This window comes from Buchananella hordeovulneris, assembly GCF_001907235.1.
Taxonomy (GTDB): Bacteria; Actinomycetota; Actinomycetes; order Actinomycetales; family Actinomycetaceae; genus Buchananella; species Buchananella hordeovulneris.
On sequence record NZ_MQVS01000006.1, the window covers coordinates 1 to 26,132 of the forward strand.

Consider the following 26,132-nt stretch of genomic DNA (forward strand, 5'->3'; position numbering starts at 1 on the left):
CCCTCGCCTGCCGTCACCGGCTGCGCCTCGACCGGGGCTTCCGGCTCAGCCACCGGGGTAGCTGCCTTGCGCCGGGTGCGCTTGGCCTTAACCGGCGCAGCCTCCTCGACCTGCCCCTCACCTACCGTCACCGGCTGCGCCTCGACCGGAGCTTCTGGCTCAGCCACCGGGGTAGCTGCCTTGCGCCGGGTGCGCTTGGCCTTAACCGGCGCAGCCTCCTGTCCGGCGGGCGCCGTCGGCTGCTCGGCCGTTTCTTCCGTTGGCTCGCTCGTTGTCTTCTTGCGGGTGGTCGCCATAGCGGTACTCCTACCCGGGCAGCGCCCCACATCTGCCGCTGCCGCGAATGGTTCTTAGGTTCAGGAACCGAAAGTCTGTGGTTCGTGCCCGAGGCGGCCGTCGGATGAGGCGCCAACACGCACGAAAAAATGAAGGCTCGCGATGCGGAGCGAACCAGCCAGGCCAGTATCCCACACCGGGCCCTGCATCCGCGGGAGACTTGCCGCGGGCGAAATTGTCACGCCCACAGTTCGCTAATTTGCCCACACAAGTAACTGCCAGTTGGCGCGTGGCGCCATCCGCGGGGCGCGAAAATACGCGCCCCGCCCACCCTCAAAGTGACGCTGCGTCACAACCAGGCCCAAAAGTCCGCCACAATGGGGCAATGTTTGTCCCGTGCGTGGGACCAATGCCCCAACACTTTAGGAAGGTGACGAGGTGACTCCCTCACCCATGGCGCTCGAGGCCCTTGACCTCGCGCGCTGGCAGTTCGGTATCACAACTGTCTACCACTTCATCCTCGTGCCGCTCACCATCGGTCTGGCGCCGCTGGTGGCGATCATGCAGACCCTGTGGCTGCGCACCGGTAAAGAGCACTGGCTCAAGGCCACCAAGTTCTTCGGCAAGCTCCTGCTGATCAACTTCGCCCTCGGCGTGGCCACCGGGATTGTCCAAGAGTTCCAGTTCGGGATGAACTGGTCCGAATATGCCCTGCACGTCGGCGACATCTTCGGCGCTCCCCTCGCCGTGGAAGCCCTCGCGGCGTTCTTCCTCGAATCTACCTTCCTCGGTCTGTGGATCTTCGGATGGGAGAAGCTCCCCAAGTGGCTGCACACCCTGTGCATCTGGATGGTGGCCCTCGGCGTCAACCTGTCGGCCTTCTGGATTCTGGTAGCCAACTCTTGGATGCAGCATCCCGTGGGTGCCAAGTTCAACCCGGAAACGGGGCGCGCCGAACTGGACGGCATCAACGGTTTCGTGCAGGTAGTCACCAACCCCAAGGTATTCACCACGTTCTTCCACACGGTGGCCACCTCCTTCCTGGTGGCGGGCACTTTCGTGGCCGGCCTGTCCCTGTGGTGGCTGGTGCGCGAAACCCGGGCGAAGAACGAAGACTCCGCCCGCCGTATGTGGCGTCCCTTGGCCATGTTCGGTTTCTTGGTGATCCTCATCTCGTCCCTCACCGTCGTCGTCTCCGGTGACATCCAAGGCAAGCAGGTCGTGAAGTACCAGCCCGGCAAGATGGCCGCGGCCGAGGGCCACTGCGTGGGCAGTGAAAGTGCAGGCTTTACCCCGATCGCCTTCCACAACTTCTCCGGCGATTGCGAGGGCATCTCCGCACCTATCACCATCCCTTACGTTTACTCCTTCCTGGCCACCGGCAGCTTCACCGGGGAGGACTCCTACGTGAAGGGGCTGAAGGAGGTGCAGGCCGAAAACGAGGAGCTGTTCGGTACCGGCCGTGACTACACCCCCAACCTGTTCGTGACCTACTGGTCTTTCCGCTTGATGATGGGCACCGCCCTGTTCACCTCGGCCCTGGCTTTCTTCGGGTGGCTCAAGCTGCGGAAGAACCGGATCACCGACTCCAAGTGGATGTCCCGCCTCGCCCTGATCACCATCCCCATGCCGTTCCTCGGCGCCTCCTTCGGCTGGATCTTCACCGAGATGGGGCGCCAGCCGTGGGTGGTGGCCCCCAACCCGGACGACCCCCTGGCCGGCATCGCGATGCTGACCGAAATGGGCGTCTCTCCCAATGTCACCGCCGCCTCAGTGCTGACCTCCATGGCGTTGTTCACCCTGCTGTACGGCGCACTCGGGGTGGTCTGGTACTGGCTGATTAAACGCTACGCCCGGGAAGGGGTCACCGAACTGAGCCCGGCTAGCCTCACTGAGGCCCCAGCCACCGCCACCGACGACCTGTCCTTCGGATACTGAGAAAGGCCGCGACAATGGATCTGACGACTCTTTGGTTCATCCTCATCGCGGTCTTGTGGACCGGCTACCTCTTCCTGGAGGGCTTCGATTTTGGTGTGGGCATGCTGGTGCGCATCCTGCCGCGCTCGGAGCAAGAGCGCCGCGCCATGCTGCGCACCATTGGCCCCGTCTGGGACGGCAACGAGGTGTGGTTGCTTACCGCTGGTGGGGCCACCTTTGCGGCCTTCCCCGCCTGGTACGCCACCATGTTCGCGGGCTTCTACCTGCCGCTGCTGTTAATCCTGTTGGCCCTGATCGTGCGGGTGTGTGCGCTGAAGTGGCGCAACTACGTTGATTCCCCCAAGTGGCGCAATGCCTGGGATTGGACCCACACCATCTCGGCTTACGTGCCGTCCCTGCTGTGGGGGGTGGCGTTTGCCAACCTCGTGCAGGGCATGCACATCGAGCTGGTCAGTCGCGCCGATGGCACCGTGGTGCCGCCCGCCGAGGTGGCCGAGAAGTTCGCCACCTCCTCCCACCAGCTCACCGGCGGCTTCTTCTCCCTTCTCAGCCCGTTCACCCTGCTCGGGGGCCTGGTCACGCTCAGCATCTTCGCCGCGCACGGCGCGATCTTCACCGCGCTGAAGACCGGCGGGGACCTGCAAAAACGAGCTGGCAAGTTGGCCTTCTCGCTGAGTGTCGTGGCCACCGTCATCGCGGCGGTGTGGGTGTTGTGGGCGCAGTTGGCCTACTCGCCGGTGGCCTGGACGTGGGCCCCGCTCGTGGTAGCGGCCCTCGCGCTGGTGGGCACCGTAGCTATGGCGGCCCGCCGCCGTGAAGGTTGGGCCTTCATCTTCAACGGGGTGGCGATCGCCGCCGCGGTGATCTTCATCTTCGGGGCGATGGCTCCCGACGTGATGCGCTCCGCGATTGACCCGGCCTACTCCTTGACGATGCATCAGGCCTCCTCCAGTGTGCCCACGCTGCAGATCATGTCGGTGGTGGCCTTGTGCCTGGTGCCGGTGGTGCTGGCCTATCAGGGCTGGACCTACTGGGTGTTCCGCAAGCGGGTCGTGGCCGACACGGTCGATCTGGAACAGGGCGCAGGCCTGCACCCGACCAAGATCCGCACCTTCCTCACGGACTGAAGTCCCAAGTAGCGCTACGCAGCTGCGACAATTGCTGGCGGCGGTCCCACCCGGGGGCTGCCGCCAGCGCTTACCAGGAGAAACGTGAAGCCAGTCGATCCGCGTCTCTTGCGGTACGCCCGCGCCGCCCGGCGTCACGTGGCTGTCACCGCTGTCCTTGGCATTGTTGCCACTGCTTTGACGATTGCCCAAGCCTTCACCTTGGCCTACGTCGTTGCAGGTGTCACCCAGGGACGCCTCCACCTTGCAGCCACGCTCCCACATTTGGCACTCATCGCGGCACTGGTGGGGGCCCGGGCGGGCGTGGTGTGGGGGCGCGACCGGCTGTCTCACCGCGCGGCCACGGCCGTCGTGGCCGAGCTGCGGGCAGCCGCCCACGAGGCAGCTATCGCCCGCGGTCCCCGGTTCGTGACGGCACAGGCGGCACAAACCACGACCCTGCTTACGCGTGGGTTAGAGGATTTGCGCCCCTACTTCGTCTCCTACCTCCCGCAGTTGGTGCTGGCGGCCACGCTCACCCCAGCCACCGTCCTGACCATCTGGTGGCTGGACTACCCCTCCGCCCTCATCGCCATCTTCACCCTGCCCCTCATCCCGATCTTCATGTGGCTGGTGGGGGTAGTGACACGGGACTTTGCTGCCGCCCGCATCGCCGTCATGAACCGCCTGGGCGGGGAGCTGCTGGACCTGTTGGCGGGCCTGACCACCCTGCGGGCCTTCGGGCGGCAAGACACCCCCCGCGCCCGAGTGCGGAAGCTCGGCACGCAATACACCCACACCACGATGTCGACGCTGCGAGTCGCCTTTCTCTCCGGGGCGGTGTTGGACTTCTTGGCGACCCTGTCGGTGGCGCTGATTGCCGTCGGTATCGGCATGCGCATGGTGCACGGCCTGCTGCCCCTGCTCCCGGGTCTGACCGTGCTGCTGCTAGCACCCGAGGTCTACGCTCCCCTACGCAGCGTCGGGCAGCAATTCCACGCCTCGGCCGACGGGGTGGCAGCCGCACAGGCCGCCTGCGACCTGATCGAGGCCTCCCCCGCCGTACCACCGGTGCCCGCGGAGCGGCGAGCCCACCCCACGGCCGCCGACGTGCGATCCGGGCGCCTAGAACTACGCGGGGTCACGGTGGAGGCCCGGGGCCGCCTCGCCCCGGCAAACCTGAGTGGCTGGATCGAACCTGGGCAGATAACCGCCCTGGCGGGCCCATCCGGAGCAGGCAAAACCACCACCGCCCAATGCCTGGCCCGCCTACTCACCCCCACTGACGGTCAACTCCTGCTGCATACCCCCACCGGGGTAATAGACCTGGCTGACGTGGAGGCCGCCGATTGGCACGAGCTGGTCACCTGGGTCGCCCAGCGCCCCCTGCTGACACCCGGGACCCTCCGGCAGGCCGTCGCCCCACCGGGACGGGAAGTAAGTGACACCGAGTTGCAGACCGCCGCACAACGCACGGGCCTAGCTGAGGTGGTCGCCAACGTGGGTGGCTGGCAGGCCCCGGTCGGGCACGGCGGGGTGGGGCTGTCGGTGGGCCAACGTCAGCGGGTGGCATTGACCCGGGCCCTGCTCAGCGATTCCCCCTTGGTAATTCTCGACGAGCCATCAGCCCACCTGGATCATGTCAGCGAGTCTTACGTTCTGGCCTGCCTGACCGAGCTGCGTGCGGCGGGCCGCACCGTTGTCGTGATCGCCCACCGCCCGCGTCTGCTCCGCATCGCTGACGCGGTGCTGACGGTGACCTACACGGAGGTGCCGGCATGAACCAGTTCCCCACATTCGCGGCCGAACGGGCCGCCGTGACCGAGATCTGGCCCCTGTTGGGGGTCCGCCGTACCCGCCTGGCGTTGGCAGTGCTGCTCGGGGCCGGGTCGCTAGCCGCTGGTGTGGCCCTCACAGCCACCTCGGCCTACCTCATTGCCCGCGCTTCCCAAATGCCGTACGTGCTCTCTCTGACGGTGGCAGCCGTCTCGGTGCGCATGTTTGGTATCGCCCGCCCCGTGCTGCGTTACCTGGAGCGACTGGCCAGCCACCGGGTGGCACTCAGCGGCATGGCGAGCCTGCGGGCCGGCATCTACGACCGGCTGTCGCAGTCCCCCAGTAACGAGGTGGCCCAGCTGCGGCGCGGCGATGTCCTCGGCCGTACGGGTGCCGACGTCGACGCGGTGGGCGATCTGGTGGTCCGTGCGCTGCTGCCGGTGCTGGTGGCCGGCGCCGTGGGGGGCGTGGCGGTGGCGATTTTGGCCAGCTGGCTGCCGTGGGCAGGCCTAGTGTTAGCCCTTGGTCTGGTGGTGGCGGGGGTCGGTGGTCCGCTGTTGGCGCTGCGCTCCGCGCGCCGGGCCGAGTATCACCGGCAGGCCGCCGCCCGCGAGATGACAGCGCTCCTCCAAGACTCCCTCGCAGGGGCCGCCGAAGTGCTGGTTGGCAGCCAGCTGCCCGCAGTCCAGCACCGCCGCGACCAATTGGAGAACGAGCTGGCGCAGGTGGCCGACGACGCCGCCCGCCCGGCGGCCTTCGCGACCGCCCTAGACACCGTCGCCCTCGGGGCCACGGTGCTTGGCTGCCTGCTGGTCGGTATTCCGGCGGTCACCAACGGCTCGTTGCCCGCCGTGGGCCTCGCGGTCCTGGCGTTGACTCCTTTCGCCGCCTTCGAGGCCGTGGCCGGGCTGCCAGCCGCCGCCGTGCAGTGGGTGCGGTCGGCGGGAGCCGCCGCCCGCATCAATGCGTTGCTGCCCACCGACAGTGTGGCCGCGCCGCCATCGGAGGCCAGACCCTCCGCCAGCGTGCTGCAGGCCCGGGATCTCGCGGTGGGATGGAGCACCGACAAACCTGTGCTCACCGGGGTGGAACTGGAGGTGGCCCCCGGGCGGGCGGTAGCAATAGTGGGACCGTCTGGCAGTGGGAAAACCACCCTGCTGGCGACCCTGGCCGGGCTGCTGCCCAGCCGGGCGGGCCGCGTCGAGCTGGGTGGGGTGGCACCCCACGAGTTGCCGCGCACCGTTGCCGCCACGTACGTGACTTTCACCGCCGAGGACGCCCACATCTTCGCCACTACCCTGTTCGAGAACCTGCGGGTGGCAAACGGGGCGCTCAGTCGCCCCCAAGCGACCGAACTGCTTACCGCTGCCGGGCTGGGGCCGTGGCTGGCTGGCCTACCCGACGGGCTGGACACACACCTGGGCTCGGACGCGGTAAGTGTGTCTGGTGGGGAGCGCCGCCGAGTATTGCTGGCACGCGCGTTAGCCTCCCCGGCCCCCCTTCTCCTGATCGATGAGCCCGGCGAGCATCTGGAGCCGGAGACTGCCGCCCGCTTGGTCAGCGACCTGTTGGCAACCAGCCGGGCTGGGCGGGGCGTCGTCGTCGCCACCCATCAGCTGCGTGCCCTGGCGGCGGCCGACGAAATCCTGGTCCTCTCCCCCACCGCGGAGGGCACCACAGTGACCGCCCGCGGCACCCACGCGCAGCTGCTTGCCAACTGCCCGGCCTACCGCGACGCGGTGGAAGGAGAACAAGCATGACGTCCCTGCCCTCCCCCGCGCTGCTAGCCGCCACCCTGGAACTAGCAAGCGAATTGGACCTGAGCGAAGCCCTGCGGATCTTTGTGCGCTCGGCCTGCACCATTACCGGGGCCCGCTACGGTGCCCTGTCGGTGTTGGACAACCGGGGCGAGACCGCCCAGTTTGTGCAGCACGGCATGTCGAGCGCGGACGCGGCGTTGCTACCACACCCGCCGCTCGGGCACGGGGTCATCGGTGCCATCCCCGACCACGGCACGCTGCGCATCGACAGCCTGGACGGCCACCCCCAGTTTTCGGGCTTTCCGGCTGGCCATCCCCCGATGGAAAACTACCTGGGGACCGCGCTGCGCCTGCGGGACCAGACTTTTGGCCGCCTGTACTTGTGTGACAAGGAGGGAGGCTTTAGCGCTGAGGACGCCACCAACGTCGAGACCCTGGCCGCCGCCGCCGCGGTCGCCGTGCAAAACGCCCGCTTGTTCGCCGAGGCCCGGAACCGGGGCCGCTGGCTGAGCGCGTCCCAGCAAATCACCACCACCCTCCTGCAAGGCACAGAAGAGGAGGAGGCCCTGGCCCTCATCGCGCGCCTCGTGCGGGAGGTGGCGGAGGCTGACACCGCCTTGATCGTGTTGCCTTCCATTGGCCAATCGTGGGTGTGCGAGATCGCCGACGGCTACGAAGCGGCCGGACTGATAGGCATCCAGTTTCCGCCGCAGGGCCGGGCGGTGACCGTGCTGCGTGACGGCGCAGGTCTCGTCGTCGATTCGCTGGCCCGGGCCCGTACCCTGCGCGTGCCGCAGCTGGCCCGCTTCGGCCCGGCCCTCTACGCCCCCCTCATGGCGCGCGGCAGCGGCATCGGCGTGCTGATACTGCTGCGGCGGCGCGGGCGCATGGAGTTTGCCCGTTCGGATCTGGAGATGGCGGAGTCGTTCGCGGCCCAAGCCGCCCTGGCGCTGGAGTTCGCCTCGGCCCGCCATGCGGAAGACCGTGCTGCGCTTCTTGACGAGCGGGCCCGCATCGGCCGGGACCTGCACGACCTAGCGATCCAGCAGCTTTTTGCCACCGGCATGCAGTTGGAGACCGCCCGGGCCGGCATTGCCCGCGGCGAGGAAAACCAGCAACGGGTGGAGGAGTTGCTTAACCAGGCGCTGACGTCGGTGGACGATTCGGTGCGCCAGATTCGGGCCATCGTCCGTTCTTTGAAGGAACCGGATCAGGAGGTTGACCTGCCGGAGCGGATTCGCCGCGAAGCTTCCCTGGCCCGCACCGCCCTAGGCTTTGCCCCGTCCTTCACGATCGAACTAGACGGGGTGAGCTTGGCAAGTGCCCCCAACCCGGAGGAACTGACCCAGCAGGTCTCGGACCGGGTGGACAGTGACATTTCCGACGACGTGGTGGCGGTGGTGCGCGAGGGGCTATCCAACGCGGCCCGCCACGCCCGGGCCGCCTCGGTGCAGGTGCGGGTGGCGGTGAGCGGACACGGGCTCCTCGGCCACGTCCTGGTCGAGGTACTTGATGATGGGGTGGGGGTGCCGACGGACCGCACCCGCAACTCTGGCCTGGAAAACCTGGCGGCCCGGGCCCGCCGCCACCGCGGCACGTTCACCGTTGGGCGTACCGAAACGGGGGCCGGAACCCAACTGGTGTGGCAGGTACCCCTGACCTGACCTCGGCCGGGCGACCGCGCCCTCGCTGCGGTTGGGCTGGCGCGGTCAGTGGCGCCAGCCGGCGGCGCGTTGGCCGGCCACCCAGGCGGCCACCTGGGTGCGGCGTTGCAGCCCCATCTTGGACAGCAGCGAAGTGATGTGGTTCTTTACGGTTTTCTCCGCCACGCCCAGCCGCTCCCCGATCTCCCGGTTGGACAGCCCGTCCGCGATCAGGTCGAGCACCTTGCGTTCGGAGGGCGTGAGGTCGGCGGTGGGGTCGTCGTGGTCTGCACGCCGCCGCGTGATGGTGCGTTCGTCCAGCAAAGTGCGGCCGTCGGCCACCGCCTTGACGACCTCGGCGATCTCCGCGCCCCGCACGGTCTTGAGGAGGTAGGCGCGCGCCCCGGCCGCCAGCGCCTCCGCGAGCGCATCGTCGTCGTCGAAACTGGTGAGCACGATCGACTTGATGGCCGGGTTGGAGTCGCGCAGGCTGTGCATCACATCGATGCCGGTGCCGTCGGGCAGCTGCAGGTCCACCAGCACGACGTCGGGACGCACCAGGTCGGCGCGCCGCAACGCCTCGGCTACCGTGCCGGCCTCGGCCACGACGGACAGTCCGTCGGCGCGGTCCACTATCTCGGCGATGCCACGGCGGACGATCTCGTGATCGTCGATGATCATTACGCGGACAACTGCGCTGTCGGTGCTGGTACCTGCCATGCCTTCAAGTCTACTTGAGCCTTTAGTCCTGGCAGTATTCGCAGTACGTGGTCGACCGCCCGCCCAGGGTGTCACGCGCCAGCGGCGCACCACAGCTGCGGCACGGCTCGCCCGCCCGGCCATAGACCTGCAGTTGGCGGGCAAAATAGCCCGGCGTGCCGTCAGCATCCACGTAAAGTGCATCAAACGACGTGCCTCCCACCGCGATGGCTGCCGCCAAGGTCTGGCGGGCGGCGGCCAACAGGCGGGCCACGTCGTCGCCGCGCAGGCTCGTGCCGGGACGGTGGGGCGCCAGCCCGGCCCCGTGCAGCGCCTCGTCGGCGTAAATGTTACCGATGCCCGAGACGATCGTCTGGTCCAACAACAAGGTTTTGATCGGGGTGCGTCGGCGGGTGATGGCCGCCGCCACTTGCGCTACGTCCAAGGCTGGGTCGAGGGCATCCCGGGCGATGTGGGCGCAGGAGCTGGGCAGACACGCCGCGTCGCTGCCCATCCCCCCGGGCGCCCCGTCTGTGGTCGCCACGAGGGACACGACGCTGAGGTAGCCGAAGGTCCGCTGGTCCACGAAACGCAGCGTGAAAGGGACCCCATCGGCGCCGCGGAGCAGAGCCACCGCCCGCAAGTGCCGGTCGGCAGGCGACTGTGCTGGCGGCAGGTGCCCGGCCGTGTCGTACAGCAGCTGCCCGCTCATGCCGAGGTGCACGAGCACCGCGAGGTCCTCCCCCAGGCTCGCCCACAGGAACTTACCGCGCCGCACCACGGCCGTGACGGTGCGGCCCACGGCGGCGCTGTATCCGAGGGCGGCATCTTGGTGCCGCGTCACGCGCGGATGGCGGGCCACCAGCTCGGTAATGCTCGCCCCCGTCAGCCGGGGGGCCAAACCCAGGCGAATGGTCTCTACTTCTGCCAGTTCGGGCATGGCCGCTACTTCCCGTCCACGCCGAGGCGGGCACAAGCCTCGGCGGCCGCCTGGACCTCGGCGGCCTTCCGGGACGTGCCACTACCGCGCCCGTACACCTTGCCGTCCAGGCTGACAGTGGCGGCGAAGACACGGGCGTGGTCGGGACCAGTGTGCTGCGAGGCGTAGACGGGGTGGCTGTAGCCGTGCTTGACGGCCCACTCCTGCAGCGGCGTCTTCGGGTCCTGGAGAAAGGCCAGGCGCGGGGCGTCGGCGAACACCTCGTCCAGCAGTGAACGCACCACCCGGGCGGTGGCGTCGTAGCCGTGACACAGGTAGGTGGCCCCGATGAGCGCCTCCACCGCGTCGGCGAGCACTGAGTCCTGCGCGCGTGCGCCGTAACCGTCCGCCGCCTGGTCCAGCAGCAAATAGTCGCCCAGGTCTAGGCGGCGGGCCAGGGCCGCCAATGTCGGCTCGGAGACGGTGGCGTGGTGCAGGCGCGATATCTGCCCCTCGGCCAGGCCGGGCTGCTCCCGATAGAAGTAGTCGGCGGCCACGAGCGACAACACCGAGTCCCCTAGGAACTCCAGGCGCTCGTTGTGGGGTCCACCCACCGTGTTGGCAAACGACCGGTGTGTCAACGCGAGCACCAACAATTCGCCATCGATGCTGGTGCCCCACCTCTCTAGCAGTGCCCCCAAATCGATGCGTTTGGCCCCGTTCACTTGTCCTCCTGGGGCGTCTGCAGCGCGGCCAGGGCGGCCCACCGCGGATCGATGACGCTGTGGCCGTGGTCGGCGGGCAGCTCGGCCCACGGCAGGCCGCAATCCGGACACAGGCCCCGGCAGTCGGGGCGGCAGAGAGGATCGAAGGGCAGGTCGAGCACGACGGCGTCGCGCAGCAGCGGCTCAAAGTCGATGCCCTCGCCGCTGAGTTCGGCCATCTCGTCGTCGTCCTCCCCATGGGCGGCAGCCAGGCGGGCGCTGGGGTAGAAGAACATTTCGGTGGCCTGCACGGCCTGCTGCCGCTGCAGGGGAGTCAAGCAGCGCACGCACTCGCCCGCGAGCGGCACCGTACCGGCCAGGGTGGCCAGCACCCCATCGGACACCGCGGTCAAGCCGAGCTGCAGCTCCAGCTCGGCCCCCTCCGGCACCCCAATGACGTCGGTTCCCAGATCGGCTGGGGCGGGCACGGTCAGCGAGTAGTCGCGGTGCGAGCCGGGCGAGCGCCCCAAGTCGTGGGTGGAGATGAGGAACGGGTTGGCACTCATGTCAGGACTCCTTGGAAAACTGCGCGGCCAGGGCCGCGGCCACGGCCGGGGTAGTGAACTGGCTGACGTCGGCCCCGTGGCGGGCGGCGTCCTTGACGAACGACGACGACAGGTGCGCCAACTCGGGGCGGGCCAGCAGCAGCACCGTGGTGGGGGCCCCTAGGGCACTGTTCATGTGGGCCAGGGCGGCCTCCTGGTCTGCTTCCTGGCCGGAGCGGATGCCCCGGATCAGGGCACAGGCCCCCTGGTCGCGCGCAAAGTCTGCCACCAGGCCGTCCACTTCCGCCACCCGCACGCGGGCCTGGCCCGCCAGGGCCTGGCGCAGCAGGTCCGCTCGTTGCGCGGCAGGAAAGAGACCGGATTTGCTGGCATTGCGCGCCACCGCGATGATGACCTCGTCGAAGATCTCGGCGGCGCGGGCAGCGATGTCCAGGTGGCCGCGGGTCGGCGGGTCGAAGGAGCCAGGGTAGACAGCGATTCGCATTGGGCTAGCCTACGCGTGCTCGTAGAAGTAGATGACGGTGTCCCCGTACTTCTTGGGTTTAAGCGCCCGTAGACCGGGTGGCAGCGGCGGCTCACCGCTGCGGGCGGCGCGCTCGACCACTAGGACCCCCGTGTCGGTCAGCCACTGCGCCGTGCCCGCCAAAACGGTGGCCAGCTGTGTGTTGGCCACCTCGTAGGGCGGATCGAGCAGCAGCAAGTCGACCGGACCGATCGGCAGGTTTGGCGGCCCCGCTAGCACACCGCCAATATCTGCCACCAGCACACTGACTTCCGCACCTGCCCGCAAAGCCGCGACGTTGGCTCGGCACACGGCCGCAGCCTGCGGATTCTTCTCCACCAGGGTCACGTGCCGGGCCCCCCGGGAGGCGGCCTCCAGGCCGAGCGCCCCCGAACCGGCATACCCGTCCAACACCCGCGCCCCGTTCACCACCCCGAGATGCTCCAGCCGCGAAAACAGGGCCTCGCGCACCCGCTCAGAGGTGGGACGGGTGCCGCTGCCCGGCACCCTGAGACTGCGCCCGCCATACTTGCCGGCCACGATTCTGCTCATGGGCTCAAGGCTAAACCGTTGCCTGGCGCACCGCCCAAGCCAAGTGCGGCAGCGTCCGCTCAACTACGGTGCAGGTTCGCCTCGCTGCTGGCCGTCAAACGGGCCGCGAGCGCCGCCGCCAGGGCCGGGTGGTGGGTAAGCTGCGGGTCGGTTGTCACCAGGGCGCGCGCCGCCTCGCGCGCGTCGGCGATGACATCGCCGTCGCGGGCCACGCGCAGCAGGCGCAGGGAGGAGGCCCGCCCGGACTGGGTTTGGCCAAGCACGTCGCCCTCGCTGCGCAGCCGCAGGTCTGTTTCGGCCAGGGCGAAGCCGTCGGCGGTGGCGGCGAAGGCTGCCAGGCGCGCGGCGGCGAGCGAGCCGGGCGGGGCAGCGGAGATGGCAATGCACACGGCGGCGCCCCCGCCCCGCCCCACGCGGCCACGTAGCTGGTGCAGCTGCGAGATGCCGAAGCGGTCGGCGTCGCAGATGACCATGATGGAGGCGCTGGGCACGTCCACCCCCACCTCGATGACGGTGGTGGCCACCAGCACCGGGGTCACCCCGGCCACGAAGTCCCGCATGGCGGCGTCCTTCTCGGCGCTAGTCAGTCGGCCGTGCAGGGCCCCGACCTTGATGCCTGCCAGGGCCGGGTGCGCGCGCAACTGCGCCACCTGGGAGGTAACGGAGGTCAGCACCCGGCCTGTCTCGGGGGCGGGGGCTAGCTCGGTGGGGGTTTCCTCGTGCGTCTCGTCGTCTATGCGGGGCACGACGACGAATGCTCGCCCGCCGCGCGCTACCTCCTCGGCGACCCGCTGCCAGACGCGCTCCACCCACGTTTCGTTGGCGGCGGGCGCGATGAAGGTCTCCACCGCCTGCCGCCCGGCGGGTAGCTCCGGGAGCACAGAGACGTCCAGGTCTCCGAAGACTGACATAGCGATGGTGCGCGGGATCGGGGTGGCGGTCATCACCAGCAGGTGTACCCCCCGCGTGTCCCGCTCGCGCAGCCGTTCTCGCTGCTCAACGCCGAACCGGTGTTGTTCATCGACCACCACCAAACCCAAGCGGGCAAACTGCACGTTTTGGCCGAGCAGGGCGTGGGTGCCGACCACGATCCCCGCCGTGCCCGCCGCGATCTCCGCGAGGGCGGCGCGCCGCTCGCGGGCTGCCTGAGAACCGGTCAGCAGCACTAGCCGAGTGGCGTGGTCGGCCCCAGCAAGCATGCCGCCGTTGCCCAGGGGGCCGAGTAGTTCACGGAGGGAACGGAAATGCTGGGCGGCGAGCACCTCGGTGGGGGCCAGCAGCACGGCTTGGGCGCCCCCGTCGACCACCTGGAGCATGGCGCGCAGCGCCACCACCGTTTTGCCTGCCCCGACGTCGCCTTGTAGGAGCCGGGACATGGGGGTGGGGCGGGCCAGATCGGCGGCTATCTGCTCGCCGACAGCGCGCTGCCCCGCGGTGAGCGGGAACGGCAGGCGGGCGTCCAGGGCCGCAGCGAGCGGTCCGGGGGTGGAGGGGAAGGTGGGTGCTTCTGCGGCATCGGCGGCACTGCGGGCCTGGGCCAGGGCAGTTTGCAGCACGAAGGCTTCCTCGAATTTGGCGCGGCGGCGGCCGGTTTGCCAGTCGGCGGGGGTGGCGGGGCGGTGGATCAACTCCAACGCTTGCCGGGCCGCGGGCAGGCCGCGGGCGGCCCGCACCTCGGGTGGCAGCACCTCGGGTACCTCGGCGTCCGCCAAACTGTCGAGCACTATGCCGACCGCCCGGGCGATGACCCAGGTGGGCAGTCCGGCGGTGGCGGCATAGACGGGAACGGGGCGTTGTGTCCAGGCGCGGGCATCTGCCTCGCCCACTTCGTCGGCCAGCAGCTGGTAGTCGGGGTGCGTCAGCTGGCGTTGCCCGCGGTAGGTGGAGACGGTGCCTGCGAAGAGGCCGGTGGCTCCCGGCTGCAGGCGGGCCTCGTGGGGGCGCAGCGCCCCGGGATATTTACCGAAGAACGTCAGGGTGAGCTCGTCGGTGCCATCGGAGATGCGCACCGTGAGGATGGCACCGGAGCGGGCCCGCATCTGGCGGGTCTGGGCCGCCACGACCCGCGCCTGGACTGTCACGTCCGCCCCTTCGGCTAGGCAGGCGATCGGGGTCAGTTCCCCCCAGGTGTCGTAGCGGCGCGGATAGTGCGTGAGCAGGTCAGCCCCGGTGGCTAGTCCCAGCTTGGCCAGCTTCTTGGCGGTAGCGGCCCCGACGAGGCGGGGCAGCGGCTCGGTCAGCACGCTGCCGACGTCGCGGCGGAGCGGGGCGCTCATTCTGCGCTCAGCAGCACGTCAGGGCGGCTTTGCCCTCCCTGAACGATGAACAGATCGGTTTCGCCGTCCACCCAGCCGGAGAGGGGGGACAGGAGGAACGGCAAGCGATCGGGCAGGGCAGGGTCGAGGTGGGCGCCAACGATCACCGTGAGCACCTCGGGTTGGTCGACCAGCAGGGACCGCACGGCGTCGTCGAACTCTGTCTCGCTGGGGTCTTGCAAGGCGACAATTCGGGTGTCGTGCAGGGCTCGGGCCCCTCGCCGCGCCACCTCCGCTGCCCGCTGCTCGGTCGGCCACGTGCGCGGTAGCGCCCCCGCCAGGGCCAGGGTGGCGGCCAGCACTCCCGCTTCGTCCTCCGCGTCAGTTACCACCACGTGAGTGTCGGCGGCCCACCGCTGCCCATCCCGCAGGCGCTGGCTGGCGCTGGCAGCCGCTTGGCGCAACTGTGGACTGCAGGCGCTCACGCCCACGACGTCCTGCCCGACCTCCCGAATGGCTTTGCCGATGGCGGCGCGGGCAGCGGCGGGCTCCTCGGCGGCGGCGTAGACCACCACTGCGCCCGTGCGGGCCAGTTGCTCGACCAGGCCGGGGGCCGCAGTGATCGCCACTATTCCCGGGGCCACCAGCGCCTGGTCTGCCCGGCCACTGCGCTGCAGCAGGCTGACGCCTGGCGCGGTAGTGGTGGCAGGCTCTTCCAAGCCCAGCATGCCTGCGCCGCCGCCCAGGTGCCGCACGTGCCCAAAGCGCAGCGCGGGTCCCAAGCCCGCCGGTGCCAGCTGCCCGGGTAAGGCCAAGGCCCTTTGCGGCTGGATGGTGTGCACGTGCACCTGCCACTGGCCACCACGCAGGAGGTCCTCGCTGCCGGTGACCGCAACGGAGTTGCCGAAGGTGGTCAGCAGCTGCCGCACCTGGTGGGCGAGGGAAGCCGGGCCGTGCAGCACGTACATGACCTCGAATTCGTCGGCCAGGGCCGGGCTCTGGGAGCCACCCAGCTCCAGCAATGCGGCGGTTTCCTCCTGCCACAGAGCCACCTCGCGGGTGCCTGCCCCAAGCACGTCCGCGAGGACCGCCAGGAGCAGCGACATGCCCACGGCCCCCGCGTCGGCGGTGCCGGTGGGACCGGAGTCGTACTCCTGGATCTGTTGCCGCCCGGCCATCGAGGCCACTAGGCTCACCTCGGTGGCGTCAGCGAACTCGTGGTAGTAATCCAGCGTCTCTGCCACCGCCCGTAAGGTCGTGAGCATGGTGCCCTCTACCGGGTTAGCCACTGCCTCCCAGGCGGCGTCCGCCAATGCCTGCAGAGCCTGGCTGAAGCCGACGGGGTGCAGGCTAGTTCGATCCTGGCAGGCAGCGGCGAACGACGCCAACACCTGGGCCAAAATGATGCCGGAGTTGCCGCGGGCGGCTTGAAAAGCCCCGGCGGCGGCGCTCTCCGCCACGCTCGCCAAGTCGGCGGCTGCCAGTTGGGCTTCGGCGACCTCCAACGCCGCCTCCCAGGTCACCAGCATGTTGGTGCCGGTGTCGGCGTCAGGCACCGGGAAGTGGTTAAGTTGATTAATGCGCTCGCGGTACTGTGCTAGGGCCCGCGCGCCCTCAGTGAGCCACCGCAGCAGCTGCTCGCCGGTCAAGTGACTGACCCGCGGGACGGAAACATCGGTCATTGCTACTCCTGGCTCTGGCTGCCGCTAGGTTACCGCTGACCGCCCCCACGCGGCCAAGCCAGGCGGACAAGCCCTGGCCGCTGCCACAATGTGTCACGTTGCACATGCCAGTTTCGGGGCCAGTTTTGGGCAAAAGCCGCGCCATCAGCTACGCTTTGCAGGTTGCCTGGGAACGCTAAAGCGGCCCGGCAGGCGCGCAAATGGGTCGCGCAGTTACTTTTGGGTTAGATGTTGAGGAGAACGACAGTGGCTTCCACCTGCGACGTGTGTGGCAAGGGCCCGAGCTTCGGCAAGAGCGTCTCGCACTCCCACGTGCGTACGTCTCGCCGCTGGAACCCGAACATTCAGCGCGTGCGCGCCATCGTGAAGGGTGCCCCCAAGCGCCTGAACGTGTGCACCACCTGCCTGAAGTCGGACCGTGTTGAGCGGCGCGTGTCCTTCTGAGATTTTCCGAAACGGCGGCCCCGCGGGGCCGCCGTTTCGTGTGCGGGAGCGGTCTGTCACCACCTGCCCCCACGCACCTAAGAGCTGCCCGGTGGGTTGGCGGAAGGCGCATGGATGTACAGGCGCGGCGTGTCGTGGTGGGGGGTTTGGCATCTGCCCATCGTGCCCTTAGCTCACCATCAGGTCCTTAGCTCACCATCATGTTCTTAGCTCACCATCATGTCCTTAACTCACCGCCATGCCCTTAGCTCACCGCCATGTCCTTATTTCGGTGTTTTAAGGGCATGATGGTCGCACAAGGGCATGATGGTGAACTAAGGACATGATGGTGGCCCGCCAGCGGGCAGCTATTCCCCAAGAGCCGTGCATAGCTAGACGCCGCCGCCAGCAGGCCAGACGCAGCGCTTCCCCTGCCACCTTAGAACCCCCGCCACCAACCTGGCCCCGCCTTAGGGCACGGGCGCGAAATGATCCCACCCGGCACTAGCCAGCTGCGGCCCGGGGGCACGGACCTGCCCGCGTGGGCCATCGACCACCCGCCCAATCGGGACGAACGGAGCGGGCAAAGCTACCCCCGGTGGGAAGCAGGCCAAAAGCCCGTGGTCCTCTCCCCCGGTCAGCAGCCAGCGCCGCACCGTTTCTTCCCCGTGCCCGAGCCAGGCCGCGCTGGCCTGCAACGTCGCAGTCACCGCGGGCAGCCACGTCGTGGCCTCGGTTAAGGCGACCGCGACACCGGAGGCCCGGGCCAGGCGACCGGCGTCCCGCAGGAGCCCATCAGAAACATCCAGCATGGCGGTGGCACCGGCGCGAGCGGCCGCCGGGCCCGCGCTTAGGGGCGGCTGCGGGGCGCGAAAAATCTCCAGGCACGCCGCGACGGCGGTGGGCAGTTCGTCGCTGCGCGACAGGTGTGGTGCTGCCTGGCGCTGCCCGGCCCCGGTCTGCCCGGCATCCGCTGTGGGCCGTGCCCGCAGGTGGCGCGCCACCTCGTAGCCGGCGGCCGACATGCCCACCGTGCCTGCCAACGCCACCACGTCCCCCGGTTGGGCGCCCGCGCGGGTCACGGCCGCCCGCCCCGCCAACTGCCCGAAAGCGGTAATGGACACGGCGACTTGGCTGCCGCCGGTCAGATCTCCCCCAACCACGCCCGCTCCGGCCGTGGCCGCTGCCTGCCCCAGCCCGTAGGCCAGCTCCACCACCCACTGGGCGGGCAATTGCCCGGGCAAGGCCAAGGCACACACGAGGGCTGTCGGCGTCGCCCCCATGGCGGCCACATCGGCCAGGTTTTGGGCTGCCGCCCGCCGCCCGATGTCGCAAGGGTTAGAGACGTCGAGCCAAAAATGACGGCCTTCCACCAGGAGATCACAGGTCACCACCACGTTGCCGCCCGGGGTGCCCACCACCGCGCAGTCATCACCGGGGCCCAACTGCGTGTGTGCCCCACGGGGCAGCAGCGGCGTAAAGGCAGCGATCAGCTCCCCTTCGTCCACCTGCTCGACCCGGACCTGCGGGGCGAAGACCTCAGGCGCGGGCCGCATGCTGGGCGTGCGCGGTAGCGTGCAGGACGATGGCGGCCGCCGCCGCCACATTCAACGACTCGGCAGCGCCGTGCAGCGTGATCCGCACGGTGTCGTCGCAAATGGCTTTTTCGGCCTGCCCCAGGCCGTGGGCCTCGTTGCCCAGCACCCAGGCGGTTGGTGCCGCCAACAGCTCGCCGCTGTCCTCTAAAACCAGGGAGCCGTAGCCGTCGGCCCCCAGTATCTGCAGGCCGGCCTGGCGCAGTGCAGCAGCGATATTCGGCAGCTCTAGGCCGGTGAGAACCGGGAGGTGAAACAGGGAACCGGCCGTGGCGCGCACCACCTTCGGGCTGGTCACGTCGACGCTGCCAACCGCCACCAGCACGGCGTCGGCCCCGCAAGCGTCGGCAGCCCGGATGATGGTGCCGACGTTGCCCGGATCGGAGGCGGCGGGCAACACCACCACCAGGCGGGCCCCAGCCACCACGTCGGCAATGTCGGCCTGCCGCCCGGCGATGGCCGCCAGTTGACTGACCGCCAGTACCCCCTGGCAGTCAGGGGACATGGCGCGCGCCACCTGCGGCGAAACCAAGTGCACAAACCGCACCCGCTCGGCGGCCAGCTCAGCCACGTCGGGGTATCGCTGGCGGGCTGCGTCCGTTAGATACACATCGCGCACCGTGGGGGCGCGATGCATCAGCAGCTCCCGCACGGCCTGCGGCCCCTCCACCAGCAGCTGGTTGTGCTTCAGTCGTGCCGAACGCCCGGACAATGCCGCCACCCTATTCACGCGCTCAGAGCGCGGATTGGCGAGCATGTCCGGGCGCATCGGGGAAATCAGGCCGCCGGGGCGTTTACGTCCGTCGGCAGGGCCTGGCGAGCGACCTCCACCAGGGCAGCGAACGCCGCCTGGTCGTGCACGGCCAGCTCGGCCAGCATCTTCCGGTTGATCTCCACACCGGCCAGGTTCAGGCCCTGGATGAAACGGTTGTAGGTCAGGCCGTTGGCGCGCACCGCCGCGTTAATGCGCTGGATCCACAGCCGCCGGAAGTCACCCTTACGGTCCTTGCGGTGGTCGAATGCGTAGACCAGCGAGTGCGTCACCTGCTCTTTGGCCTTGCGGTACAGGCGCGAACGCTGCCCGCGGTAGCCCGAGGCGCGCTCGAGAATAGTGCGACGCTTCTTCTTGGCGTTAACAGAACGCTTCACACGTGCCATGAAAGTTTCTCCCTTACTTCCGTATCACTTGCCGAGCAGGCGCTTGACGGCCTTGACATCGGACGGGGCCACACCCTGGTCCATGGACAGGCGGCGCGTACGACGCGACGACTTGTGCTCCAACAGGTGGCGCTTGCCGGCCTGTTCGCGCATCAGCTTGCCGCTCCCGGTAACGCGGAAACGCTTCTTGGCACCGGAGTGCGTCTTCATCTTGGGCATCTTGTGATCCTTTACTTGCGGTTGCCTGGCTGCGCCGGGCAAGTTTGAGCTAGGCGGTTTCTTCGGCGCTGGCTTGCGCGGCGGATTCCCGCTCAGCTTGCTCCCTTTCGCGCTTGCGGCGCTGTTCGGAGCGGGCGGAGGTCTTCTTCTTCAGAGGGGCAATAACCATGGTCATATTGCGCCCGTCCTGCCGGGGCATTGACTCGACCGTGCCGAGTTCGGCGACGTCGTCAGCTAGCCGCTGCAACAACCGCACCCCGGCTTCGGGCCGGGACTGCTCGCGGCCCCGGAACATGATCATCACCTTGACCTTGTCGCCCCCGGACAGGAAGCGCTCGACATGGCCCCGCTTGGTGGCGTAGTCGTGGTCATCAATCTTCAAACGGAAACGGATTTCCTTCAGCACGGTGTTGGCCTGGTTGCGGCGCGCGTCGCGCTGCTTCATTGCCGACTCGTACTTGAACTTTCCGTAGTCCATGAGCTTGCATACCGGCGGCTTGGCATCCGGCGCAACCTCAACGAGGTCGAGGTCGGCTTCGTGCGCTAGGCGCAGCGCGTCCTCGACCCGGACAACGCCCACCTGCTCACCGGATGGTCCCACCAGACGGACCTCGGGGACACGGATCCGGTCGTTGATGCGGGGCTCGTTAATGAGGTGCTCCTTCGATAGTCGCTTCGCCGCCACCCCGAAAGCAAAAGCCTCCGGTGCGAACGCGCACGGAGGCTCACGCCGCCACAGCCAGTGGCGGACCTAGACCCGGCTCCTGTTGGGCGCATGCCGCGGTTGGAACCCAGGTGGGAGTGACTCCGCTTACGTACCACGGGCAGGTGCCCGCGATCGGTCAAGGGGTAATGCTACCAGTCTTCTGGCCCGGCGGGGCTGTGACTCCCAGCACGGGCTGCAGCTCTATGGCGTCGCAGGCAAGACGCAAATCGGCCAGCTGTTGGCCGAGCCGGGAGACAGCCGCCTGATGCTTGGCGCGCGGGGCGGCCGGGTCAAGAACCACCCGCACCTGCAATTGGCCCTCCGCCCCACCCGCCAGTTGCAGGTCCTGGAGCGGCGGCCTGCACAGCTGGGCGACGGCGGCGTGCACGGCTTCGTCCCGCCACGGCGCCTGCCACTGGCCGCCGGTAGCCAGCGCGACGACGGCGGGGCGGGAGACAACGGCGGGGCGCGGACCGGCCACATCTAGCAGCAGCACCCCGTCGACGTGGGCCAGAGCAGCCAAGGCGGCCCGTTCGGCCTCCACGGGCACGGGCCGGGCGGTCGGGTCCCACGCGTGCAAGGCAGCGACGCTACTGAAGACCGGCAGGGCGCGTTTGCCTGCGGCGGTGCGTACCTCGCGCAGCGCTGCTTGGGCGCACGGGTCGGCCTGCGCGGCGGGCGCGTGCGGCGCCACACCCCCATCGCTTAGGCGGCCGGGATGGGGATGGGGGGTGACTGGCACGAGGAGGCGCGCCCCGCGCAGGGCGACATACACGGCCTCGGCCCGCCGCGCATCGGGTGCGGGCAGTTCCAGGGCGGCAGCCAACGCCGCGGGAGCGGTGCCGTCGTCGGCTGCGAAACGGCCGGAAAGCCGCTGGGCGAAGCGGGCGCGTTGCTCGGGGGTCAGGCTCACCAGCCCGCCGCCTGCAGGGCCGCGGGCAGGGTGAAGGCGCCGGCGTACAGCGCCTTGCCCATGATGGCGCCCTCTACTCCCTCCGGCACCAGGCTGGCTACTGCCGCGATATCAGCCAAGCTGGAGATGCCGCCGCTGGCCACCACCGGCGCGTCGGTGCGGGCGCACACCTGCCGCAGCAGCTCCAGGTTCGGTCCCTGCAGGGTGCCGTCCTTGGTGACATCGGTGACCACATAGCGGGCGCACCCGGCCTCATTGAGGCGGTCGAGGGTGGCAAAGAGGTCACCGCCTGCGCGGGTCCAGCCGCGGGCCGCCAGGGTGGTGCCCCGTACGTCCAGGCCCACCGCGATCTTTTCCCCGTAGGTCGCGATAACTTCGGCGGTCCACTCGGGCTGTTCCAAGGCCGCGGTCCCCAGGTTGACGCGGGTGGCGCCACTGGCCAGCGCTCGCGCCAGTGACGCATCGTCACGGATGCCTCCCGACAGCTCGACGTCGATCGGGGTGGCGGCCACGATATCGCGCAACAGCTCGGCGTTCGATCCGCGCCCGAAGGCCGCATCCAAGTCCACCAGATGGATCCAGCGGGCCCCGGCCTCCACGAAGGCGGCGACCGCTGCCGCCGCGTCCCCGTAGGCAGTTTCGCTGCCCGCCTCGCCCTGTACCAGGCGGACGGCCTGCCCGCCTACCACGTCTACGGCAGGCAACAGCTCCAGGCGTGCCATGTCTTCTCCTTACTTGTTCAGTAGCGGCAACTGGTATTACAGGGTCTGGAGCCAGTTGCGCAGCAGCTGGGCCCCCGCCGGGCCAGACTTTTCGGGGTGGAACTGGGTGGCTGCCAGCGGCCCGTTCTCGACTGCGGCCACGAAATCGCGACCATGAGTGGCCCAGGTCGTCAGCGGCAGCCGGGTGGGGCCGTGCGGGTCGAGGTCGGCGGCGGGATCACGGTGAGCGGCGTAGGAGTGCACGAAATAGAACATCTCGTTTTCGACCCCGGAAAACAGTGCACTGCCCGGGGCGCTGCGCACCGGCGACCATCCCATGTGGGGGACGACGTCGGCCTGCAGTCGGTCTACTAGTCCGTCCCACTGCCCCAGTCCGGGCGTCGGTGCACCCTGCGCCTTCTCGGTGGAGGCGGCAAACATGACTTGCAGGCCGACACAGATGCCGAGCACGCCCCGCCCGCCGGCTAGGCGGCGTTCAATGAGCCGGGGCGCATCGACGGCCTGCAGGCCGGCCATCACCGCCCCGAATGCCCCCACCCCGGGGACCACGAGCCCGGCAGCGTTCTCCACGGCCCGCGGCTCGGCAGTCAGTTCCACCTGCGCCCCGGCTCGTTCCAGCGCTCGGCACACCGAACGCACGTTGCCCGCTCCGTAAGACAAGACGACCACTTTTTGCACCCTGCCACCTTAGCGGGGCCGAGGCAGCGGGCCCATTTCCTGTCCAGCCCCCGACCAGGGGAGACAAACCGGTTCGCGATTAATGAACGATTGGCTTTTTTGGGGCGAGCGCCCCAACCCGTGGGGCGGGCAAGGCCTCTAGGCTTAGAGGCGGTAACTTTCCACGAACGGAGCGATATGAAGATTCGTCCACTCGCCTTGGGGGCGTGCCTTGCCCTCTTGTTGGCATTTGTTTTCGAGCTCATCGGCTTGTCCAATGGGTTCAGTTTCTGGCTCTTCCTGCACACATTTGTCGTGACCATTGCGCCCATCGCGTTAATCGGGATCGCTCTGCTTCGCGACGGTAACTGGATGCGCGCGGGCCTGTGGGCCGCAGCGATCGGCGGCTTGGCGGAGTTTTCCTTCCTGCTGAGCATCACTTCCAGTTTCTTCGGTGGGGCCCCGGTCACGCTCACGCTGGCCTGGATCGTGCTGTTGATTGCCGCGGCGCTAGCCATCGCAGAGCTGGCACTGTTGAAGTACTTCAACATCACCCCCTCGCCCATCATCATGGGTAATGGCAAGCAGGCCGAGCTCACCGCCTTGAACAACGCGCTCGCGCAGGGTGCTTCCCAGGTGGGCGGGCTCGCCCAGCAGGGTGTTGGCCAGGCTCAGCAGATGTTCGGGCAGCAGGCGCAGGCCCAAGCAGCTTGGCAGCAGGGCGCTGGTGTCCCGGGCCAGTACGGCCAGCCCGGCCAGTACGGGCAGCCGGGTCAGCCGGGTCAGCCCGGCCAGCCGGGTCAGCCCGGCCAGTATGGGCAGCCGGGTCAGTACGGACACGGCGCTGCCCCTCAGCCCCAGTTTGGGCAGCAGCCCGCGCAGTCGGCACAGCCCGCGCAGCCTGCTGCCTCCGGGGGTGGTCTGGCGGGGGCGGTCTCGCGTGGCTTTGGTGGCTTCGGGGCGCTGAAGGACGCGGCGTCCGGCATGGTCGACTCAGTGAAGGAAGCGGTCGGTGCCGACGAGGCCGAGGTGTCCTTGGAGCCCAATATGGTGTACGACGATGTCACCGCGAAGCTGGCTGAGGGCGAGAGCCTGAGCGACCAGTTGGGCGAGTTGAAGGACGCTGTTAGCGACGCCAAGGAGCATGTCTCGGATCTGCAGCAGGCCGCCAGCGAAGTTAAGGGCCAGGCGCAGGAGCAGTCGGCCCAGCAGGCGCAGGAGCAGTCGGCCCAGGCCCAGCAGGGCTCGCCCACGGGCATTGCGGCCGGTTGGTACGCCGACCCGCAGAACCCCGCCATGGTGCGGTATTGGGACGGCAACGCCTGGACGAGCCACGTCCAACCCCGCCCCAACTGACCTAGGTGGGTAACTTTGGGGGTCGCAGGTTTCCTGCGGCCCCCAAAGTTGTCGGCGCACCCACCCGGTGCGCCCCAAAAGACACCGGGGTCGCAGGTTTCCTGCGGCCCCCAAAGTTGTCGGCGCACCCACCCGGTGCGCCCCAAAAGACACCGGGGTCGCAGGTTTCCTGCGGCCCCCAAAGTTGTCGGCGCACCCACCGGGTGGGGGGGGCGGGGATGTTGTTAGCCGAGTCCGTGGCGGTGGGCCCAGATGACGGCTTGCACGCGGTCTCTGGCTCCGATCTTGGGCAGCAGGCGCGTGAGGTGGGATTTCACGGTGCTGATCTCTAGCACTAGTTCGGCGGCGATTTCGGCGTTGGACATGCCGCGGGCTAGTAGCGTGATGATGTCTTGTTCGCGTGGGGTGAGGTGGTGGGCTGGCTCTGTGGGGAGCTGGGCGGGCTGGCGGCGGGCGAATTCGGCGATTACTCGTTTGGTGACGGCTTGGTCTACCAGGCCGAAGCCAGCAGCGAGGCGGCGCACGGCGGTTACTAGTTCTTCGGGTTCGCAGTCTTTGAGGATGAAGCCGTCGGCTCCGGCTTCGAGGGCACCGAAGACGTCGGCGTCGAGGTCGAAGGTGGTCACCACGAGCACGGCTGGTTTTTCGTTTTGGCGCTCGGCGACGAGGCGGCGGGTGGCCTCCAGGCCGTCACCGGCGGGCATCCGCAGGTCCATGCACACCACATCGGGGTTGGTGCGGCGCACGATCTGCAGGGCCTGGTGACCACCCGAGGCCTCCCCGACCACCTGGATGTCCGGCTCCGACTCCAGCAGCACTTTGAACCCGGCGCGCACGACGGCTTGGTCGTCCACCAGCACCACCTGGATCATGATTCCTCCTCGCTGGGGTGTGGCCAGGTCAGCTGCACCTGCCATCCTCCAGTATCCGTGGGGCCGACGTCGAGGATCGCCCTAATGGCGGCAGCGCGTTCCCGCATCACCTCTAGGCCCACCCCACCCGAGCCGAGCCCGACCTCGCCTTGCCCCCGGGCGTTTCGGACCCGCAGCCCATTGCCAGCGACCTCGACGTGGATCGGGGCACCGGGGGCGTGCTGGATGGCGTTGCTGATGGCTTGCTGCGCGATCCGGTAGGCGGCGGCATCACTCAATGGTGGCAGCAGCGGTGTCTGCGCTTGATCCAGGGTAATCGTCACTCCAAGTTGGCGGGTGGTGGCGACGAGGTCGGGGATGTCGGCCAGGCCGCGTTGTGGGTCGTCGTGACGGAGCAGCTTGACCACTGCGCGCAGCCCCGTCAGCGCCTCTTTTCCCATGCCGCGCAGGTGCTTGGCTGCTTCCTTCGCTCGCGCGGGGTCCCGGTCGATCAGCCGTTCTAGGGCGGCGGCCTGCACCACTAGCCCGGCCAGGTGGTGGGCGGCGACGTCGTGGAGCTCGCTGGCGAGGCGGCGGCGTTCTTCCGCGAGCGCGGTTGCCAGCTGTTTGTCTTGTTCCGCGGCCGCCAGTTGCCGCACAGCTTGTTCGTGGCGAGCGCGGCTGGCGAGCATGGCCCCTCCGACCAGGGGGAGGAGGAAGTCGAAGGCTTGGTTCAGCAGGAGATGGGCGGTGTCCAACCAGGTGGGGTGCTTCGCCAGCACCGTGGCGAGCAGTGTGAGCGTGGCCAGGCTGCTGGTGATGGTAGCGGCGCGCCGCAGGGGAAGGCGACGGCCGAGCGAGAAAGCCACCAGCGCCTGGGCGATACCGGAGAGATGGATTTCGAGCGGCAGGAGCGACACGACGGCGAGGTGGAGCGGGAAGATGAGGCCTTGGGCGAGCAAGGGGCGGGTGCGCCACCAGATCAACGCCAACCCTTCCAAGGCCAGCAGCCCGCTCACGGTCTCCCACTTCACGTGGGAGTGGGAGACCGTGTGGAGGAGCGGATCCGGCAGCAGCGCCCCCAGGCTGGAGATCAAGGCGATCCCCAGGGCCAGCAGCACGTCGTGTCGTCGACTCATGCGGGACAGTCTGCC

Annotated in this window: 25 protein-coding genes and 1 pseudogene; 7 read left to right on the plus strand and 19 right to left on the minus strand. The window is 68.7% G+C overall.

Features of this window, described 5'->3' with window-relative positions:
- Positions 1 to 296: pseudogene (locus BSZ40_RS06480) on the minus strand (hypothetical protein); the annotation flags it as partial.
- Positions 297 to 714: 418 nt separating this feature from the next.
- Here BSZ40_RS06480 and BSZ40_RS06485 point away from each other — a divergent pair.
- From BSZ40_RS06485 to BSZ40_RS06505, 5 genes are all read left to right on the plus strand, one after another.
- Positions 715 to 2,214 carry a cytochrome ubiquinol oxidase subunit I gene (locus BSZ40_RS06485; protein WP_073824427.1) on the plus strand — a complete coding sequence of 500 codons (1,500 nt, stop codon included), beginning with the start codon at positions 715 to 717 and terminating at the stop codon, positions 2,212 to 2,214.
- Between the two features lie 14 nt (positions 2,215 to 2,228).
- On the plus strand, positions 2,229 to 3,341 hold the full coding sequence (cydB, locus tag BSZ40_RS06490) for a cytochrome d ubiquinol oxidase subunit II (RefSeq protein ID WP_073824430.1): 1,113 nt from the start codon (positions 2,229 to 2,231) through the stop codon (positions 3,339 to 3,341).
- Between the two features lie 84 nt (positions 3,342 to 3,425).
- Positions 3,426 to 5,102, plus strand: coding sequence for a thiol reductant ABC exporter subunit CydD (gene cydD, locus BSZ40_RS06495; protein WP_073824432.1), 1,677 nt, complete (start codon positions 3,426 to 3,428; stop codon positions 5,100 to 5,102).
- Positions 5,099 to 6,856 carry a thiol reductant ABC exporter subunit CydC gene (gene cydC, locus BSZ40_RS06500; protein ID WP_073824434.1) on the plus strand — a complete coding sequence of 586 codons (1,758 nt, stop codon included), beginning with the start codon at positions 5,099 to 5,101 and terminating at the stop codon, positions 6,854 to 6,856. Before cydD ends, cydC begins: the two co-directional genes overlap by 4 nt.
- Positions 6,853 to 8,520 carry a sensor histidine kinase gene (locus BSZ40_RS06505; RefSeq protein ID WP_073824436.1) on the plus strand — a complete coding sequence of 556 codons (1,668 nt, stop codon included), beginning with the start codon at positions 6,853 to 6,855 and terminating at the stop codon, positions 8,518 to 8,520. The genes cydC and BSZ40_RS06505 overlap by 4 nt, the downstream gene beginning before the upstream one ends.
- 45 nt (positions 8,521 to 8,565) lie before the next feature.
- Here the strand turns inward: BSZ40_RS06505 and BSZ40_RS06510 are convergent, their stop codons facing one another.
- The 8 genes from BSZ40_RS06510 to BSZ40_RS06545 all read right to left on the minus strand — a co-directional run bounded on the left by BSZ40_RS06510 (position 8,566) and on the right by BSZ40_RS06545 (position 16,378).
- Positions 8,566 to 9,180 carry a response regulator gene (locus BSZ40_RS06510; protein WP_073824437.1) on the minus strand — a complete coding sequence of 205 codons (615 nt, stop codon included), beginning with the start codon at positions 9,178 to 9,180 and terminating at the stop codon, positions 8,566 to 8,568.
- A 61-nt stretch (positions 9,181 to 9,241) separates the two neighbouring features.
- On the minus strand, positions 9,242 to 10,138 hold the full coding sequence (gene mutM / locus BSZ40_RS06515) for a bifunctional DNA-formamidopyrimidine glycosylase/DNA-(apurinic or apyrimidinic site) lyase (RefSeq protein ID WP_073824438.1): 897 nt from the start codon (positions 10,136 to 10,138) through the stop codon (positions 9,242 to 9,244).
- A gap of 5 nt (positions 10,139 to 10,143) precedes the next feature.
- Complete coding sequence (rnc, locus tag BSZ40_RS06520) at positions 10,144 to 10,842, minus strand: ribonuclease III (RefSeq protein ID WP_073824440.1); 699 nt, start codon at positions 10,840 to 10,842, stop codon at positions 10,144 to 10,146.
- Positions 10,839 to 11,387: a YceD family protein gene (locus tag BSZ40_RS06525; protein WP_073824442.1), complete on the minus strand. Its 549-nt coding sequence runs from the start codon at positions 11,385 to 11,387 to the stop codon at positions 10,839 to 10,841. The genes rnc and BSZ40_RS06525 overlap by 4 nt, the downstream gene beginning before the upstream one ends.
- Position 11,388: 1 nt before the next feature.
- A complete protein-coding gene (gene coaD, locus BSZ40_RS06530; RefSeq protein ID WP_073824444.1) occupies positions 11,389 to 11,871 on the minus strand; it encodes a pantetheine-phosphate adenylyltransferase in 483 nt (160 codons plus the stop codon).
- A gap of 9 nt (positions 11,872 to 11,880) precedes the next feature.
- Positions 11,881 to 12,441 carry a 16S rRNA (guanine(966)-N(2))-methyltransferase RsmD gene (gene rsmD / locus BSZ40_RS06535; RefSeq protein WP_073824446.1) on the minus strand — a complete coding sequence of 187 codons (561 nt, stop codon included), beginning with the start codon at positions 12,439 to 12,441 and terminating at the stop codon, positions 11,881 to 11,883.
- A gap of 59 nt (positions 12,442 to 12,500) precedes the next feature.
- Positions 12,501 to 14,717: an ATP-dependent DNA helicase RecG gene (locus BSZ40_RS06540; protein WP_187343211.1), complete on the minus strand. Its 2,217-nt coding sequence runs from the start codon at positions 14,715 to 14,717 to the stop codon at positions 12,501 to 12,503.
- Positions 14,714 to 16,378 carry a DAK2 domain-containing protein gene (locus BSZ40_RS06545; RefSeq protein WP_073824448.1) on the minus strand — a complete coding sequence of 555 codons (1,665 nt, stop codon included), beginning with the start codon at positions 16,376 to 16,378 and terminating at the stop codon, positions 14,714 to 14,716. Before BSZ40_RS06545 ends, BSZ40_RS06540 begins: the two co-directional genes overlap by 4 nt.
- Positions 16,379 to 16,624: 246 nt before the next feature.
- Between BSZ40_RS06545 and rpmB the strand changes: the two genes are divergently transcribed.
- A complete protein-coding gene (gene rpmB, locus BSZ40_RS06550; protein ID WP_073824449.1) occupies positions 16,625 to 16,822 on the plus strand; it encodes a 50S ribosomal protein L28 in 198 nt (65 codons plus the stop codon).
- A gap of 449 nt (positions 16,823 to 17,271) precedes the next feature.
- On the opposite strand, the gene BSZ40_RS06555 is transcribed toward rpmB, so the two are convergent.
- From BSZ40_RS06555 to hisH, 8 genes are all read right to left on the minus strand, one after another.
- On the minus strand, positions 17,272 to 18,357 hold the full coding sequence (locus tag BSZ40_RS06555) for a thiamine-phosphate kinase (protein ID WP_073824451.1): 1,086 nt from the start codon (positions 18,355 to 18,357) through the stop codon (positions 17,272 to 17,274).
- Positions 18,341 to 19,117, minus strand: a complete 777-nt coding sequence (locus BSZ40_RS06560; protein ID WP_245793934.1) for a TrmH family RNA methyltransferase — start codon at positions 19,115 to 19,117, stop codon at positions 18,341 to 18,343. The genes BSZ40_RS06555 and BSZ40_RS06560 overlap by 17 nt, the downstream gene beginning before the upstream one ends.
- A 56-nt stretch (positions 19,118 to 19,173) precedes the next feature.
- Positions 19,174 to 19,554, minus strand: a complete 381-nt coding sequence (rplT, locus tag BSZ40_RS06565) for a 50S ribosomal protein L20 (RefSeq protein ID WP_073824455.1) — start codon at positions 19,552 to 19,554, stop codon at positions 19,174 to 19,176.
- Positions 19,555 to 19,578: 24 nt separating this feature from the next.
- Positions 19,579 to 19,773, minus strand: a complete 195-nt coding sequence (rpmI, locus tag BSZ40_RS06570) for a 50S ribosomal protein L35 (RefSeq protein ID WP_073824457.1) — start codon at positions 19,771 to 19,773, stop codon at positions 19,579 to 19,581.
- A 49-nt stretch (positions 19,774 to 19,822) separates the two neighbouring features.
- Positions 19,823 to 20,458 carry a translation initiation factor IF-3 gene (gene infC, locus BSZ40_RS06575; protein ID WP_073824459.1) on the minus strand — a complete coding sequence of 212 codons (636 nt, stop codon included), beginning with the start codon at positions 20,456 to 20,458 and terminating at the stop codon, positions 19,823 to 19,825.
- 157 nt (positions 20,459 to 20,615) lie between these two features.
- Complete coding sequence (locus tag BSZ40_RS06580) at positions 20,616 to 21,392, minus strand: SseB family protein (protein ID WP_073824461.1); 777 nt, start codon at positions 21,390 to 21,392, stop codon at positions 20,616 to 20,618.
- Positions 21,389 to 22,114 carry a bifunctional 1-(5-phosphoribosyl)-5-((5-phosphoribosylamino)methylideneamino)imidazole-4-carboxamide isomerase/phosphoribosylanthranilate isomerase PriA gene (gene priA / locus BSZ40_RS06585; RefSeq protein WP_073824463.1) on the minus strand — a complete coding sequence of 242 codons (726 nt, stop codon included), beginning with the start codon at positions 22,112 to 22,114 and terminating at the stop codon, positions 21,389 to 21,391. The genes BSZ40_RS06580 and priA overlap by 4 nt, the downstream gene beginning before the upstream one ends.
- A gap of 36 nt (positions 22,115 to 22,150) precedes the next feature.
- Positions 22,151 to 22,792: an imidazole glycerol phosphate synthase subunit HisH gene (hisH, locus tag BSZ40_RS06590; protein WP_073824465.1), complete on the minus strand. Its 642-nt coding sequence runs from the start codon at positions 22,790 to 22,792 to the stop codon at positions 22,151 to 22,153.
- A gap of 177 nt (positions 22,793 to 22,969) precedes the next feature.
- On the opposite strand from hisH, the gene BSZ40_RS12070 reads away from it, so the two are divergent.
- A complete protein-coding gene (locus BSZ40_RS12070; protein ID WP_073824467.1) occupies positions 22,970 to 24,127 on the plus strand; it encodes a DUF2510 domain-containing protein in 1,158 nt (385 codons plus the stop codon).
- Between the two features lie 224 nt (positions 24,128 to 24,351).
- On the opposite strand, the gene BSZ40_RS06600 is transcribed toward BSZ40_RS12070, so the two are convergent.
- Both BSZ40_RS06600 and BSZ40_RS06605 read right to left on the minus strand, forming a co-directional pair.
- On the minus strand, positions 24,352 to 24,999 hold the full coding sequence (locus tag BSZ40_RS06600) for a response regulator (RefSeq protein WP_073824469.1): 648 nt from the start codon (positions 24,997 to 24,999) through the stop codon (positions 24,352 to 24,354).
- Positions 24,996 to 26,117, minus strand: coding sequence for a sensor histidine kinase (locus tag BSZ40_RS06605; RefSeq protein ID WP_073824471.1), 1,122 nt, complete (start codon positions 26,115 to 26,117; stop codon positions 24,996 to 24,998). The genes BSZ40_RS06600 and BSZ40_RS06605 overlap by 4 nt, the downstream gene beginning before the upstream one ends.
- Positions 26,118 to 26,132: the final 15 nt, after the last annotated feature.

Bases quoted from the DNA above. Each gene is read 5' to 3' on its own strand.
- BSZ40_RS06555 (WP_073824451.1), bottom strand. From the start codon at position 18,357: ATGCGGCCCGCGCCTGAGGTCTTCGCCCCGCAGGTCCGGGTCGAGCAG.
- BSZ40_RS06605 (WP_073824471.1), bottom strand. From the start codon at position 26,117: ATGAGTCGACGACACGACGTGCTGCTGGCCCTGGGGATCGCCTTGATC.
- BSZ40_RS06545 (WP_073824448.1), bottom strand. From the start codon at position 16,378: ATGACCGATGTTTCCGTCCCGCGGGTCAGTCACTTGACCGGCGAGCAG.
- BSZ40_RS06525 (WP_073824442.1), bottom strand. From the start codon at position 11,387: ATGAGTGCCAACCCGTTCCTCATCTCCACCCACGACTTGGGGCGCTCG.
- BSZ40_RS06510 (WP_073824437.1), bottom strand. From the start codon at position 9,180: ATGATCATCGACGATCACGAGATCGTCCGCCGTGGCATCGCCGAGATA.
- cydB (WP_073824430.1), top strand. From the start codon at position 2,229: ATGGATCTGACGACTCTTTGGTTCATCCTCATCGCGGTCTTGTGGACC.
- coaD (WP_073824444.1), bottom strand. From the start codon at position 11,871: ATGCGAATCGCTGTCTACCCTGGCTCCTTCGACCCGCCGACCCGCGGC.
- priA (WP_073824463.1), bottom strand. From the start codon at position 22,114: ATGGCACGCCTGGAGCTGTTGCCTGCCGTAGACGTGGTAGGCGGGCAG.
- rplT (WP_073824455.1), bottom strand. From the start codon at position 19,554: ATGGCACGTGTGAAGCGTTCTGTTAACGCCAAGAAGAAGCGTCGCACT.
- BSZ40_RS06505 (WP_073824436.1), top strand. From the start codon at position 6,853: ATGACGTCCCTGCCCTCCCCCGCGCTGCTAGCCGCCACCCTGGAACTA.
- rsmD (WP_073824446.1), bottom strand. From the start codon at position 12,441: ATGAGCAGAATCGTGGCCGGCAAGTATGGCGGGCGCAGTCTCAGGGTG.
- cydC (WP_073824434.1), top strand. From the start codon at position 5,099: ATGAACCAGTTCCCCACATTCGCGGCCGAACGGGCCGCCGTGACCGAG.
- BSZ40_RS06600 (WP_073824469.1), bottom strand. From the start codon at position 24,999: ATGATCCAGGTGGTGCTGGTGGACGACCAAGCCGTCGTGCGCGCCGGG.
- BSZ40_RS12070 (WP_073824467.1), top strand. From the start codon at position 22,970: ATGAAGATTCGTCCACTCGCCTTGGGGGCGTGCCTTGCCCTCTTGTTG.
- rpmI (WP_073824457.1), bottom strand. From the start codon at position 19,773: ATGCCCAAGATGAAGACGCACTCCGGTGCCAAGAAGCGTTTCCGCGTT.
- BSZ40_RS06540 (WP_187343211.1), bottom strand. From the start codon at position 14,717: ATGAGCGCCCCGCTCCGCCGCGACGTCGGCAGCGTGCTGACCGAGCCG.
- mutM (WP_073824438.1), bottom strand. From the start codon at position 10,138: ATGCCCGAACTGGCAGAAGTAGAGACCATTCGCCTGGGTTTGGCCCCC.